This is a genomic window from Flavobacterium solisilvae, from assembly GCF_012911605.1.
GTDB lineage: Bacteria > Bacteroidota > Bacteroidia > Flavobacteriales > Flavobacteriaceae > Flavobacterium > Flavobacterium solisilvae.
The window spans coordinates 114,859-128,861 of record NZ_JAAMPT010000204.1 but is presented as its reverse complement, the minus strand read 5'-3'; the positions used below and the strand labels follow the sequence as shown (position 1 = coordinate 128,861).

The window sequence follows — 14,003 nt, the reverse complement described above, 5'->3', positions numbered from 1 at the left end:
AAATGTATTTTTATGAAAATTATATCAGCATTTTTTTTAATGTATTAATTTTTAGGATTAAAAAATAACAAAATAGAAAAGTAGTATCACTTTTTTGTAAAAAAATCAAAGTATTTTAGATGAAAAAATTTCAAATTTTAGCATTACTTTTTTTGGTTTCAATTGTAAATGCTCAAAAAGTTCAATCACCTTCCAAGTCTTTAACAGTTAATTTTGGTTTAGATAATGAAGGAAAACCAAATTATTCTGTAACTTTAAAAGATAAGAAAGTAGTAAATCAGAGTTTTTTAGGATTAAAACTAAAGGATGGAACCGATTTTACTAAAGGATTTACGGTTGAAAATAGTAATACATCAACTTTTGACGAAGTATGGAAACCTGTACTTGGAGAACAAAGTAGTATCAGAAATAACTATAATGAATTTGTAATCAATTTAATTCAAAAGAAAAGCGAAAAAAGGCTTACTATTGTTTTTAGAGTTTATGATGAAGGCGTTGCTTTTCGTTATGAATTTCCAAAACAAAAAGACTTAAACTATTTTATCGTTAAAGAAGAAAAAACCGAATTTAACCTAGCTGGAAATCACAAAACGTTTTGGATACCAGGCGATTTTGACAGTCAGGAATATGTATATAATGAAACATTATTGTCTGAAATAGATAATGAAAAACTCGATTTGAACAACGGAATTGGAGTAAAATCTATTCCAGGAAAATATGCAGTACAATCGCCGCTAATGATGAAATCATCCGATGGTTTATACATCAACATCTTCGAAGCGGCAACGGTAAACTATCCAGTAATGCATTTGGAATTAAACCCAAAAACATTTGGATTAACTTCAATTTTAGCGCCAAATGCCATTGGCGACAAAGCCTATTTGCAAACACCTTGCGTTACGCCTTGGAGAACGATTATGGTTAGCGATGATGCACGAACTATTGTCAGTTCCAAAATGACTTTAAACCTAAACGAACCTTCAAAAATTGAAGATACTTCTTGGATAAAACCAATGAAATATGTTGGTGTTTGGTGGGAAATGCACGTAGGTAAATCTACTTGGGATTATGCTGGTTCACAAAATGCACAGAATACCGAAACTAGAGAATTAATTGCCAGTGGAAAACACGGAGCAACAACAGAAAACACCAAACGTTATATCGATTTTGCTGCAAAACACGGTTTCGACGGTGTGTTAGTTGAAGGTTGGAACGTAGGTTGGGAAGATTGGTTTGGCAACTGGAAAGAAGATGTTTTCGATTTTGTAACGCCATATCCTGATTTTGATTTGAAAGCGGTTAACGATTATGCTAAATCTAAAGGTGTAAAAATGATTATGCACCACGAAACTTCGGGTTCAGTGGCTAATTATGAAAGACATTTAGACCGAGCAATGAATTTGATGAAACAATACGGTTACCCAGCGGTAAAATCAGGTTATGTTGGAAAAATTATTCCGCGTGGCGAATTTCACGACGGACAAACCATGGTAAACCATTTCAATTTTGTGGCTAAACGAATGGCTGACAACAAATTAATGGTTAATTCTCACGAAAGCACACGACCAACAGGTTACCACAGAACGTATCCAAATTATATTGCGGCAGAAGCAGCTCGCGGAAACGAATTCAACGCTTGGAGCAACGGAAATCCGCCAATGCACGAAACCATTTTACCGTTTACACGACTTCTTGGCGGACCAATGGATTATACGCCAGGAATTTTTGAAATCAAAATGAGTGCGTATGACAAAACCAAAAAAGAGCAAGTTCATACCACTTTGGCAAAACAATTAGCCTTGTATGTAACCATGTATTCTCCGTTGCAAATGGCAGCCGATTTACCTGAAAACTACGAAAAATATCCTGATGCCTTTCAGTTCATCAAAGACGTTGCAGCCGATTGGCAAGACAGCAAATATCTAGAAGCTGAACCAGGAGATTATTTGACTGTTGCCCGAAAAGACAAAAAATCGGAACGTTGGTTTCTTGGAGCAATCACCGATGAAAATGCTAGAACTTCTGAAATTAAATTGGATTTCCTTTCGCCAAATAAAAAATATAAAGCGGTTATTTATCAAGATGGAAAAACAGCCGATTGGGAGAAAAATCCAATCAATTATGAAATAAAAACAATGACCGTTACTTCTAAATCTAAACTAAAATTAGTTTTAGCAAAAGGTGGCGGAACCGCAATTAGTTTTGAACCAATTAATTAATTTTTATGAGCCATTTCCAGCTATTCACTTCAAGCATTCGTCGTATTTTCTTTTTTTCTAAATCAAAAAAAGAGCTTCTTTGGTCGCTTTTTTTTGATAAGAAAAAAATAGAAAATACTTCCTCATGGCTTTACGTTTCTATCTGGGCTACGGCAATCTGCATCAATACAAATTCGCTGCAAGCACAAAACAAAACCTATTGCAATCCAATCAATATTGATTATGGTTATTGTCCAATTCCAAATTTTGTTGAACAAGGAAAACATCGTGCCACAGCCGATCCGGTAATTACTTTTTTCAAAAGCGATTACTATCTTTTTTCCACAAATCAATGGGGTTATTGGCATAGCAAAGACATGTCTGATTGGAAATTTATCTCAAAAAAATTCCTTCGTCCTGAGCATAAAGTTTATGATGAACTTTGCGCGCCATCATTGTCTTTTGTCAATGATACGTTGCTAGTTGTTGGTTCAACCCACGGAAAAGATTTTCCACTTTGGATGAGTACAAATCCCAAAAAAGGCGAGTGGAAAGAACTCATCCACAAATCGGAAGCTGCTGCTTGGGATCCGCAAATTTTTTGGGACAAAGAAAAAGACGAAGTCTATGAATATTATGGTTCGAGTAATTTATATCCATTGTATGGAATGAAACTCAACCGCAAAACCTTTCAACCCGAAGGCGAAAGAATTCCAGTTTTAGCCTTGAATGACGATGAACACGGTTGGGAACGATTTGGTGAATACAACGTAACACCTTTTTACAACCGTTTACTGAAGGCGCTTTTATGACCAAACATAACGGTAAATATTATTTGCAATATGGCGCGCCAGGAACTGAATTCAGTGGTTATGCAGATGGTGTTTATGTAGGCAAACATCCGCTTGGACCATTTGAATATCAATCTCATAATCCGTTTTCCTATAAACCTGGAGGATTTGCTCGCGGTGCTGGACATGGTGCAACTTTTACAGATAGTAACGATAAATATTGGCATGTTTCCACCATAGGAATTTGTGTCAAAAATAATTTCGAACGCCGATTGGGAATTTGGCCAGCAGGTTTTGATAAAGACGATATTTTATATTCCAATACAGCTTATGGCGATTATCCAACCTTTTTACCATCAGAAAATAAAGGTCATTTAAGCGAAAGTTTTGCAGGTTGGATGTTATTGAATTATAACAAACCAGTTCAGGTTTCGTCAACGCTTGGCGGATTTCAACCTAATTTGATTGTAGATGAAGATATAAAAACCTATTGGTCAGCAAAAACGGCTAACAAAGGCGAATATTTAATTTCAGATTTAGGCGAAAAAAGTACCATCAACGCCATTCAAATTAACTATGCCGATCAAGATGCTGAAATCATGGGTAAACCTGATACAACAACTGGTCACAAATACATCATTTATGCCTCTGATGATAACAAAAATTGGAAAATAGCAATTGATAAAAGCAAAAGCACCAAAGATGTTCCTCATGAATATATAGAGTTACAAAAACCTATCGTTGCTCGTTATTTGAAACTAGAAAATATTAGCATGCCAACGGGTAAATTTGCTATTAGTGGTTTTAGAGTTTTTGGAAAAGGAAGTGGCGAAAAACCAGCCGAAGTTAAAGGATTTGTTCCGTTGCGTTCTGCTCCAAAGATTAAAGGTGAACGCAGAAATGTTTGGTTCAAATGGAAACAAGAACCTAATGCTGATGGTTATGTAATTTACTTTGGAAAATCGCCTGACAAATTATACGGTTCGATTATGGTTTATGGCAAAACCGAATATTATTTTAATGGATTGGATCGTTCAGATGTATATTATTTCCAAATTGAAGCATTCAACAACAACGGAATTGGACCAAAATCAGAAATTAAAAAAGCAGAGTAATTTATAAAGTTGATGGAACGCAAACGTTGTAATTTTTATAGGAATTTGATAAAAATAGGTTTATGAAATCGATTTCGTTAATAACTAATTGCTCCCAATTTCCATGTGTTTTGCTTATAACTGTATATTTAACCAATAAACGATAACTTAAATTATCAAACTGATAATTTTTTATATCAAAAATTATATTTTTTTCATAAAACTATTAACTAAACCAAAATTTAAAATTTAATTTATGAGTACTAACCAAATTAAAACCAATTGGGCACAATTTATTCCCTTGGTAACTGTTTTCTTCTTTTGGGGATTTGTTGCTGCAAGTAACGATATTTTAATTCCCGTTTTTAAAGAAGCATTTGATTTATCACAAGTAGAAAGTCAATTGGTTTCTTTGGCATTTTATATTGCTTATACTGTTGGTTCTCTTTTGTATTTATTGATTTCCTATATAACCAAAGGCGATTTAATCAACCGAATTGGCTACAAAAATTCATTAGCTTTAGGATTAGCGATTTCGGCTTTAGGAACATTATTATTTTATCCAGCGGCAAATACAGGTTCATTTCCATTAATGCTTTCAGGATTGTTTATTGTAGCTTTAGGATTTTCGTTGCAACAAACGGTGGCAAATCCATTAGCGATTGCGCTTGGACCAATATCGACAGGTTCACAGCGTTTAACAATGGCTGGCGGAATTAATAATCTTGGAACAACAATTGGACCGTTAATCGTGAGTTTTGCTATTTTTGGTTCAGCTACTTCCGAAAAAACAGAAATGAGTATCGAAAGTGTAAAAATTCCTTATTTAGTTCTTGGAGCAGCATTTTTATTGGTTGCTATTTTATTAAAATTCTCATCAATTCCAGATAAACCAGAAGCCATAGTTGAAGCAGAAAGCGATGGAAGTTCAGCAAGAAGTTCAGCGTTGAGATATCCTCAATTGGTTTTGGGAATGATTGCCATTTTTGTTTACGTTGGAGTAGAAGTTTCTACAGCAAGTAATTTGCCAGCTTATATGGAGAAAAACTTAGGATTTTTAACTAAAGATGTTGCGCCTTACATTTCGTTATATTGGGCAAGTTTAATGATTGGTCGTTGGACTGGAGCAGTTGAAGCATTTACCGATAATATGAGTACACAAAAGATATTGCGTTTCATTGCGCCTTATTTAGCATTTGGAGTTTTCTTGTTGGTTAATGCTATTGCAAAACACGATTTGACACCGTTTTATGTTTATGCATTAATTATTTTAGTATTGATTGTTGCGGATATTGCTAGTAAAGGAAATCCAGCACGAATGTTATTGATTTTCTCTGGTTTAGGTATTGCCGCTTTATTGATTGGGATGGCAACTGATGGAATGATTAGCGTTTATGCGTTTACAAGCGTTGGATTGTTTTGTAGTACGCTTTGGCCATGTATTTTTACATTAGCTGTTAGCGGTTTAGGAAAACACACTAGCCAAGGAAGTAGTTTCTTAATTATGATGATTATGGGTGGAGGTTTTGTAAGCTTACTACAAGGTTATGTAGCCGATGTTTCAACCATTCAATCAAGTTATATTGTTGGTGTTTTATGTTTTGCTTATTTGGCTTTCTACGCTTGGAAAGTAAGCGGAATTCTAAAACAACAAGGTATTAGTTTTGACAAAAAAGTTAGTGGCGGACATTAATTTTTTAATGTTTTACAAATAAATAAAAACCCTGTCAGATATAAATTTGACAGGGTTTTTGGTTTTTGTACACCTAGTTTTTTATATGATCTTCCGTGTAATTAATGCTAATCATAGTATGTTGTTAGGCTTTTTTTATATTCTTAATTTGCATACTTTAATTAGCAATGAAGGATAAATCTAAAATTTTAATAAAGTTCGGAGAAAGAGTTAGGGAGATAAGAATTGAAAGAGGACTTTCTCAGGAGCAACTTGCTCATCTTGCAGATGTTCATAGAACTTATATTGGAATGATTGAACGTGCTGAAAAAAATATTACTTTAATTAATATTGAAAAGATTGCGAAATCTTTAAATATTGAAATAGCAAAATTGTTTAATGATTGATTATTTGACTACAGAAGATTTAGTTTTAAACAAACTAAAATCTAACTATAAGCTAAAAATTGAAGAAGCATGTTTTAGTACCGAATGGATACCAAAGCATATTCTATTGGACAGAACCAGAAACATTCATTCTTATTTTGTTTTTGCAACTAATAATGAAAATGAATACGAAGGAAGATACTTTACCAATAAGAATCAGTTTGAAAATCAAGTGATGGAATTGATTAAAACTCAATATTCTAGTTTAGATAGACCTTTGTTTTTTGTTTTCATGGATAAGAATGATAACTTATTAAGTATTGAAGGTTCCTTAATACGTGAATTTATTCTTGAAAAAAAAAAGAGTCAAACAATTAAAAATTTTATTAGCAATGAAGTCGTATCATTCAATGAAATTATTAATAAAATAAAAAAAGAGTTGTAATGACTGATATAGGATTGTTTAAAGAGCTAGTTGATTTTTGTAATAGTAACAAAGAAAAAATTGAAACGAAATTTGATAGAAAAGTTGAATTTAGTGACTTTAACGAAGTGTGTTTTCAAGAAATGTATCTTAATATAAAAGATGAGCCAAATCCAATAGCTCCTAAAATTTTGAAAGAAAGAGTGAAAGGATTAACAGAATGCTACAGATTCGTTATTCCAAAATATCTTAATAAAAGAAATAATTTTATCAAAGGTTTAGATATTCAGTTGGGGCAATGGTATGAAAAAGCATTTCAGTTCTTTTTAGAAAGCAAAGGAATTATAGTTCAAAAAAAGGGTTATCCATTTCCTGATTTTATTGTAGGAAGTGACGATAAACCAAAAGCATATTATGAATTGAAATATATTGAAGCACCTTTTTTAAGTGCCAATAATATGGTAAAAAACACTTTTCCATACTCAACTTCCAGATACGATTATGAATGTTCATTAACTCTTGATACAGGTAAGAAACTTCAACGACAAAGAGAAAAAATAGAAAATGATTTGAGTGATGATAATATTCCATGTTTTTACATTTGGTGGTTTGATGCACCACACTTAAAAGGAATTTTTTATATGAATTCTAAAGAAGTTTTTGAATATTGGGATAATGTAGGAACATTACACGTGAGAGAAGAAAGAGAAGGCGATAAGATAGCAACACAAGTTAAAGGGAAAATATATCCACCATTACTTAAAATGAAATCAATTAGTGAACTATTAAAGGAATTAAGATAATGGATTTTTATTTTGTATATAGTTCAGGTGGTGGTGCTGGAGATTGGAATGGTGTAAACAGAATGTGGAATGAGTTTATGCCAAATTATTTTAAAGAAAATACATTGATAAAGTTTGGCGATATATTTTTTAATCATAAAGGTTTGAACAGTTTACTTAAAAAAAGTAATTGGAGTAAAATTTATAATGCTAGGGAATGGATAGTTGATAGAACAAATGACAATTCATTATACAATACTAAAAATTTAATAATGGATGTTGGAACAACAAAAATTGTTAACTATATTGATTCAAAATTTCCAAACTTATCAACTAATGAAATAATCGAAAAGTTTGATTCTATCATAGATTCTGAAAAAATATTAGAGAGATATTGTAAATTTATATTAGACTCTAACATACATAACGCAGTAACATTTGATATCCCGAACCCTTTCAAAGTAAGAAATCAAAGTGGAAATCCAATAAGAAATATATTTAACGATAAAAAATGCAAATCACTATTAATCGATAAATGTGTTAAATATGCAAACTTTACATATCACAATATTGATGATGAAAGTAGATTGTTAACTATATTACCTGCGTTTTTACAAGATGATGAAATCAACCAATATTTGAGTAGATTGGATTATAAGTCTACTAAATTAGCTATTGGAGCTTTAATTGATATGAATAATGAGGAATTTGTAAATTCAATTTTAAATATTGACAAAATCCTTAACTTAAAAAGCTTTAAAAAAGTTCATTTTTTAGGTTGTGGAGGACTTAGTAAAGCTAAATTAATAAAAGCAACACTTGGTAACCATTCAAATTTCTCGGTTGACAACACAACTGCATTTAACAGATCAATTGACGGTTCTAAAAATGGTAATTCTTCATTGAAAGAAGATCAATCTTGCTATATAGATTATCTTAATAAAAAACAATTTAGAATTAAGCCACAATCAAAGGAAGAAATTTTGAAAATTCATTTTGCAACGCCGAATGAATTAAAATTGTTTTCAAATCAAGAAATGATTGTGATAATTAATTCTATTTTGGAACATCAATCGGATAATAGCTCTAAAGAAACATATGATAACAGAGCGAAATTGATAATGCACAATTTCGATGTTTTTAGATATAATGCAGAATAATTTTGATTATTTAAAACAACTCTTTAATACTTTCATTTTTAATTCTTTTTGAAATAATATCTTCATATCTTTCATCAAGTTCAATACCTAAGCCTATCCTTTCTGTTTTTTGAGTAGCAACTAAAGTAGTTCCGCTTCCAAGAAAAGGATCTAATACAACATCACCTTTTTGTGTTGTCATTTTAATAATCCTTTCAATCATAGCGGTTGGATAAATACATGGATGTTCTGTTAACCCAAGTTTGTTTTTTGTCATGTTATTAACTCTATCAAAATACCAAAAATCACTTTCAGGCAAATCAAAATTCCATGTGTCAGTTGGGTTTCTGCCACTACCTCCGATCAATCTTTTGTCATTTTGAGTAATGTATGGAATTCGGATATCGTTTAAATTGAATTGATAATTATTGATATCCTTAACAAACCAAAGGATTGATTCCCATCTACCACTTAATCGGTTTGTGCAATTCTGCATATTATTAAAATGCCAAATAATACTGTTTCTTAAATAGTAACCGTTTTTCTTAAAAATATAATAAGCTATTGCATCTAAAGGAATTATTTCTTTGGTTTTTTTATCAGGAATAGGAGAAACATTTAATAAAAAACTACCATTGTCTTTTAATATTTTATGTGCTGTTTTTGCAGTTTCATCAATAAGATTTTCCCATTCTTTAAAAGGTTTATTGTCATCGTATTTACCATATTTTTTGTCAAGATTATATGGAGGAGAAGTTACAATTGTATTTACGCTTTTTTCAGGCATATTTTTCATAGTATTGATACAATCTCCAATTGTATAATAACTATCTCCAATGTTTTTTACTAAAGTATCTTCTAAATTAAAATATTTGTTATTCTGCATTCTTCAATCTTTTTTCAGCAATTTTAATAAAATCTTCTTCGGTTTCGTAACCAACATAATTTCTGCCTAATTTTTTAGCCACAACAGCAGTTGTTCCACTTCCCATAAACGGATCAAGAACCAAATCATCTGGATTTGTTCCAGCTTTAATAATTCTCTCAATTAATTCTTCAGGGTATTGAGCTGGATGTTCTGTTCTTTCCAATGAATTACCGCTAACCAAAGATATTTTCCATACATCTGTTGGGTTTTTAAGTTGGCTTTTGTATCTATCAGGTCTGTAGTTTAGAGCTGGGATTTTTACGTCGTCTAAATTAAAAGTATAGTTGTTTTTGTGTTTAGTAAAAAAGAAAACATATTCGTATCTTGAAGAGAATCTTTTATTTGTTGATCCACCCCAATCAAAATTCCAAATAATAATATTCTTTAAATACATGTCTTGAAAGTATTCCATTATCCAGAAAGGTGGAATCATATTATCATTATTGTATCTATTTTTTATATTGAACCATATTTGTCCATCATCTTTCAAAACTCTTTTGGTTTCAGTGATTACTTTTTCTATCATTTTTCTATATTCGTTTTCTTCTAGATTATCCGAATATTTTTTCCCTTTAGAATTTTTAATTTTTCCGTCTTGCCAATTATTTCCATAGTTTATGTCAATATTGTATGGTGGAGACGTTACCATTAGTGAAACAGATTTATCTTCTATTTCACTCATTTTCTCACTGGTATGGTTAAATATTTTATTCAAAACAAATGCTAATTATAGTATTCAAAACTACATAGAAATTTATTAAAAAACAAAATAAATATATAAAAATAAACCATAAAAAATCCCGCTTCGTTTTCACTCCGCGGGATTTCATCATCAAAAACTAACCAACCAAAATTTATAAAAACCTAACTCAATTTATTTTTTGTCTTCTATTTTTGCTTTTGTACCATCAGTTCTGTAGTAGTAATAATCGTTATCTACAGGATAGTTTGAAGCATAATCATTGTTGCTGCTATAACTGGTGTAAACAAATCCTTGATTTCTGGTTCCTTTTATGTTACCATACATGCTTACAATTTGTCCACGGTTGCTATAGTTAATTTTCATTCCACCAATTTGTGTTAATCCAAATCGGTTGTATCTCATGTAAACTGTTCCAATTCGGCTTACTCTATCGTTGTTGTCATAGTTGATAAACGTGTTACCAATTCGTCTAACGCGACCAAAACTATCATGCTCAATTCGAGTTCCATAATTTACATTTACTGGTTTTCTTGCCGTTGTTGCTCTTTTTCCAGCTGTTCTATAAAAATAGTCGCCTTGGCTATCTTCTGGTCTTGTGTTAAAATCAAATTCACCGTTGGCAAAAACATAAAACTCAATACCGCGTTCTATAAATGAAATTGGCTCATCGAAATTGTATCTCATTCTATTTTCGGTTGAAGTAAAAGTTACTTCGGTTGCGTTTACAATGGTTGTTGTCATCAAAACGCTTGCTACTAATAATGTAATTGTTTTCATAATAATTCAATTTAATGCGTTTTGCTTACTCTTTCGATTTTCGGCTTCTTCGAACAGAAATTGTTTCTGTTGTTTAGCTTATTTCAATTGCTGTGCCAAATGACTAAAAGAAATTCTTAAGGTTTGATTAAGAGTTTTTAATGAAATGATTTTCAGTTATTTGAATAAAAAAAGCACAATCCAAAATTTTGAATTGTGCTTTCGTATGAAGTTGTTTTTCGATTATATTTTCTCCTTAAGATACATTCCCGTAATCGATTTTTTGTTTTTCACGATTTCTTCTGGAGTTCCAACCGCGAGAAGTTGTCCGCCGTTTTCGCCACCTTCTGGACCTAAATCAATAATCCAATCGGCACATTTGATTAAATCTAAATTATGCTCAATCACAATAATCGAATGTCCTTTTTCTATCAAAGCGTCAAAAGAAGTTAATAGTTTTTTGATGTCATGAAAATGCAAACCAGTCGTTGGTTCGTCAAAAACAAATAATGCTTTGTCTTTTGTAGCTCCTTTTACTAAGAACGAAGCCAATTTAATACGTTGTGCTTCGCCACCAGAAAGCGTAGATGATGATTGTCCTAATTGAACATAACCTAAACCAACATCTTGCAATGGTTGCAATTTTTGAATGATTTTGGTTTGTTTATGAGCGCTGAAAAACGAAATAGCATCATCAATAGTCATCGTTAATATATCATCGATGTTTTTGCCTTCAAAAGTTACTTCGAGGATTTCTTTCTTGAAACGTTTTCCGCCACAAGTTTCACATGGCAATTCAACATCTGCCATGAAAATCATTTCTACATTAATTGTTCCATCGCCTTTGCAGGTTTCACATCGTCCGCCATCAACATTAAATGAAAAGTGTTTCGGTAAATAACCTCTAATTTTGGATAATTTTTCTTTGGCATACAAATCTCGGATGTCGTCATACGCTTTAATATAGGTAACCGGATTAGAACGCGAACTTCTTCCAATTGGGTTTTGATCTACATATTCGATGTGTTTTATATGCGAAAAACTTCCTTTAATTTCAGAGAATTGTCCAGCTTTGTCACCAATGCCTTCTAGTTTCTTTTGCATTGCCGGAAAAAGAATTTTTTTAACCAACGTACTTTTTCCACTACCTGAAACACCTGTAATTACGGTCAAACTTTCCAAAGGAAACGAAACGTCAACGTTTTGGAGATTGTTTTCTCTTGCGCCGATAATTTCGATGGCGTTTTTTGACTTTCTGCGTGTTTTTGGCACAGCAATTTCCATTTCGCCATTCAGATATTTTGCGGTAAGCGAATTGGCTTTCAAAATTTCTTCAAATGTTCCTTCGGCAACTAGATTTCCGCCGTGCGTTCCAGCTTCTGGACCAATATCGATAATTCTGTCCGCAGCTTTCATAATATCTTCGTCGTGTTCCACCACAATAACGGTATTTCCTAAATCACGAAGATTTTTCAAAACTGTGATTAATTTTTCGGTGTCTTTTGGATGTAAACCAATACTTGGTTCGTCCAAAATATACATTGAACCAACTAAACTACTTCCAAGCGAAGTGGCTAAGTTAATTCGCTGTGATTCACCACCAGAAAGCGAAGCCGAATTTCGGTTTAAGGTCAAATAATCCAAACCAACATCGCTCAAGAAAGCCAATCGATTATTGATTTCGATAAGCAAACGTTTGGCGACTTTAAAATCATATTCGGATAATTTTAAATCATTAAAAAACGGAATTAATCGCTTAATTGGTAAATCAACCAATTCGGAAATGGTTTTTCCGCCAACTTGAATGTAATTAGCTTCCAATCGAAGGCGTTTTCCTTTACAAGTAGTACATTTTGTTTTGCCTCGATAACGCGAAAGCATCACACGATTTTGAATTTTATAATTTTTTTCTTCGAGTTCGGCAAAAAAATCATTCAATCCAGTAAAGAATTTATTTCCTTTCCAAATCAGTTCTTTTTGTTCATCCGATAGTTGAAAATAAGGTTTGTGAATAGGGAAATCAAATTTATAAGCATTGTTAACCAATTGATCGCGATACCAACTCATGCTTTCGCCACGCCAAGGAAAAATAGCGTTTTCAAAAACCGAAAGTGCTGTATTTGGAACGACTAATTCGGTGTCAATCCCGATGATGTTTCCATAACCTTCGCAGGTTGGACATGCACCATAAGGATTATTGAAGCTAAAAAGATGAATATTTGGTTCTAGAAAGGTCATTCCGTCCAATTCAAAATTTGAACTGAATTCCAATCGTTTTTTGGTTTCAAGTTCTTGTAAATAGCAAACGCCTTTGCCTTCAAAAAAAGCGGTTTGAACGGCATCTGCCAATCGATTATAGAATTCTTCTTCGCCCGAAGTTTCAGGATTTACTACAATTCTATCGATAATTAGCAAAATATCTTTATTGTCTAACGAATGTTCGTCAATTTGGTCTAAACGAACCATTTCATTTTCAACCAAAATACGAGCAAAACCTTGCTGAAGCAACACTTTTAGTTTGTCTTCTAGTTTTCGTCCTTCTTCCAGATGAATAGGAGCAAGAAGCAACCATTTACTTTCTTTTTCAAAGGTTTTAACTTCGTTTATAACATCAGAAACGGTATCTTTTTTAACTTCTTTGCCAGAAACAGGCGAAATTGTTTTTCCAATTCGGGCAAAAAGTAATTTTAAATAATCATAAATTTCGGTAGAAGTTCCAACAGTTGAACGCGCATTGGTTGTATTTACTTTTTGTTCAATCGCTATTGCTGGTGCAATTCCTTTGATATATTCAACTTTTGGTTTGTCTAATCTGCCCAAAAATTGTCGCGCATAAGAAGATAAACTTTCTACATAACGACGTTGACCTTCGGCATATAAAGTATCAAAAGCTAAACTCGATTTTCCTGAACCTGATAATCCTGTGATAACGACTAATTGGTTTCTAGGAATAACGACATCCAAATTCTTTAGATTATGAATTTGTGCGCCTTTTATTAAGATGTTTTTTTTAGGTTCGAGTGTAGCAATTTCCGTACTTTTCATAGCAAAAATCAAAATGATTGCAAAGATAACCATTTCCTCGATGAGATTTAAACCAAACTATGGTACATTTTTTTGGATTTGAATA

At 32.3% G+C, this 14,003-nt stretch carries 12 protein-coding genes; 8 read left to right on the top strand and 4 right to left on the bottom strand.

Annotated elements, in window-relative coordinates; translation table 11 throughout:
* Positions 1-119 precede the first annotated feature (119 nt).
* The 8 genes from G6042_RS06550 (at position 120) to G6042_RS06520 (ending at position 8,507) form a co-directional block, all read left to right on the top strand.
* Positions 120-2,219 (top strand): glycoside hydrolase family 97 protein, encoded by a 2,100-nt coding sequence (locus G6042_RS06550; protein WP_169523502.1) that lies wholly within the window; start codon positions 120-122, stop codon positions 2,217-2,219.
* Between the two features lie 5 nt (positions 2,220-2,224).
* Positions 2,225-3,010, top strand: coding sequence for a family 43 glycosylhydrolase (locus tag G6042_RS14275; RefSeq protein ID WP_262887308.1), 786 nt, complete (start codon positions 2,225-2,227; stop codon positions 3,008-3,010).
* Positions 3,007-4,104 (top strand): discoidin domain-containing protein, encoded by a 1,098-nt coding sequence (locus G6042_RS14270; RefSeq protein WP_262887307.1) that lies wholly within the window; start codon positions 3,007-3,009, stop codon positions 4,102-4,104. The genes G6042_RS14275 and G6042_RS14270 overlap by 4 nt, the downstream gene beginning before the upstream one ends.
* A 235-nt stretch (positions 4,105-4,339) precedes the next feature.
* Entirely contained in the window at positions 4,340-5,776 is a 1,437-nt protein-coding gene (locus G6042_RS06540) for an MFS transporter (protein WP_169523501.1), read from the top strand.
* Positions 5,777-5,943: 167 nt separating this feature from the next.
* Complete coding sequence (locus G6042_RS06535) at positions 5,944-6,162, top strand: helix-turn-helix domain-containing protein (protein WP_169523500.1); 219 nt, start codon at positions 5,944-5,946, stop codon at positions 6,160-6,162.
* Complete coding sequence (locus tag G6042_RS06530) at positions 6,155-6,586, top strand: hypothetical protein (protein ID WP_169523499.1); 432 nt, start codon at positions 6,155-6,157, stop codon at positions 6,584-6,586. The genes G6042_RS06535 and G6042_RS06530 overlap by 8 nt, the downstream gene beginning before the upstream one ends.
* Positions 6,586-7,368 carry a hypothetical protein gene (locus G6042_RS06525; protein WP_169523498.1) on the top strand — a complete coding sequence of 261 codons (783 nt, stop codon included), beginning with the start codon at positions 6,586-6,588 and terminating at the stop codon, positions 7,366-7,368. Before G6042_RS06530 ends, G6042_RS06525 begins: the two co-directional genes overlap by 1 nt.
* Positions 7,368-8,507, top strand: coding sequence for a hypothetical protein (locus G6042_RS06520; RefSeq protein ID WP_169523497.1), 1,140 nt, complete (start codon positions 7,368-7,370; stop codon positions 8,505-8,507). Before G6042_RS06525 ends, G6042_RS06520 begins: the two co-directional genes overlap by 1 nt.
* A 10-nt stretch (positions 8,508-8,517) precedes the next feature.
* On the opposite strand, the gene G6042_RS06515 is transcribed toward G6042_RS06520, so the two are convergent.
* The 4 genes from G6042_RS06515 to uvrA all read right to left on the bottom strand — a co-directional run bounded on the left by G6042_RS06515 (position 8,518) and on the right by uvrA (position 13,918).
* Positions 8,518-9,372, bottom strand: coding sequence for a DNA-methyltransferase (locus G6042_RS06515; RefSeq protein WP_169523496.1), 855 nt, complete (start codon positions 9,370-9,372; stop codon positions 8,518-8,520).
* Positions 9,362-10,096, bottom strand: a complete 735-nt coding sequence (locus tag G6042_RS06510) for a DNA-methyltransferase (RefSeq protein ID WP_211161650.1) — start codon at positions 10,094-10,096, stop codon at positions 9,362-9,364. The genes G6042_RS06515 and G6042_RS06510 overlap by 11 nt, the downstream gene beginning before the upstream one ends.
* Positions 10,097-10,288: 192 nt before the next feature.
* Positions 10,289-10,894 carry a hypothetical protein gene (locus G6042_RS06505; RefSeq protein WP_169523494.1) on the bottom strand — a complete coding sequence of 202 codons (606 nt, stop codon included), beginning with the start codon at positions 10,892-10,894 and terminating at the stop codon, positions 10,289-10,291.
* Positions 10,895-11,116: 222 nt separating this feature from the next.
* A complete protein-coding gene (gene uvrA, locus G6042_RS06500) occupies positions 11,117-13,918 on the bottom strand; it encodes an excinuclease ABC subunit UvrA (RefSeq protein WP_169523539.1) in 2,802 nt (933 codons plus the stop codon).
* Between the last annotated feature and the right edge of the window lie 85 nt (positions 13,919-14,003).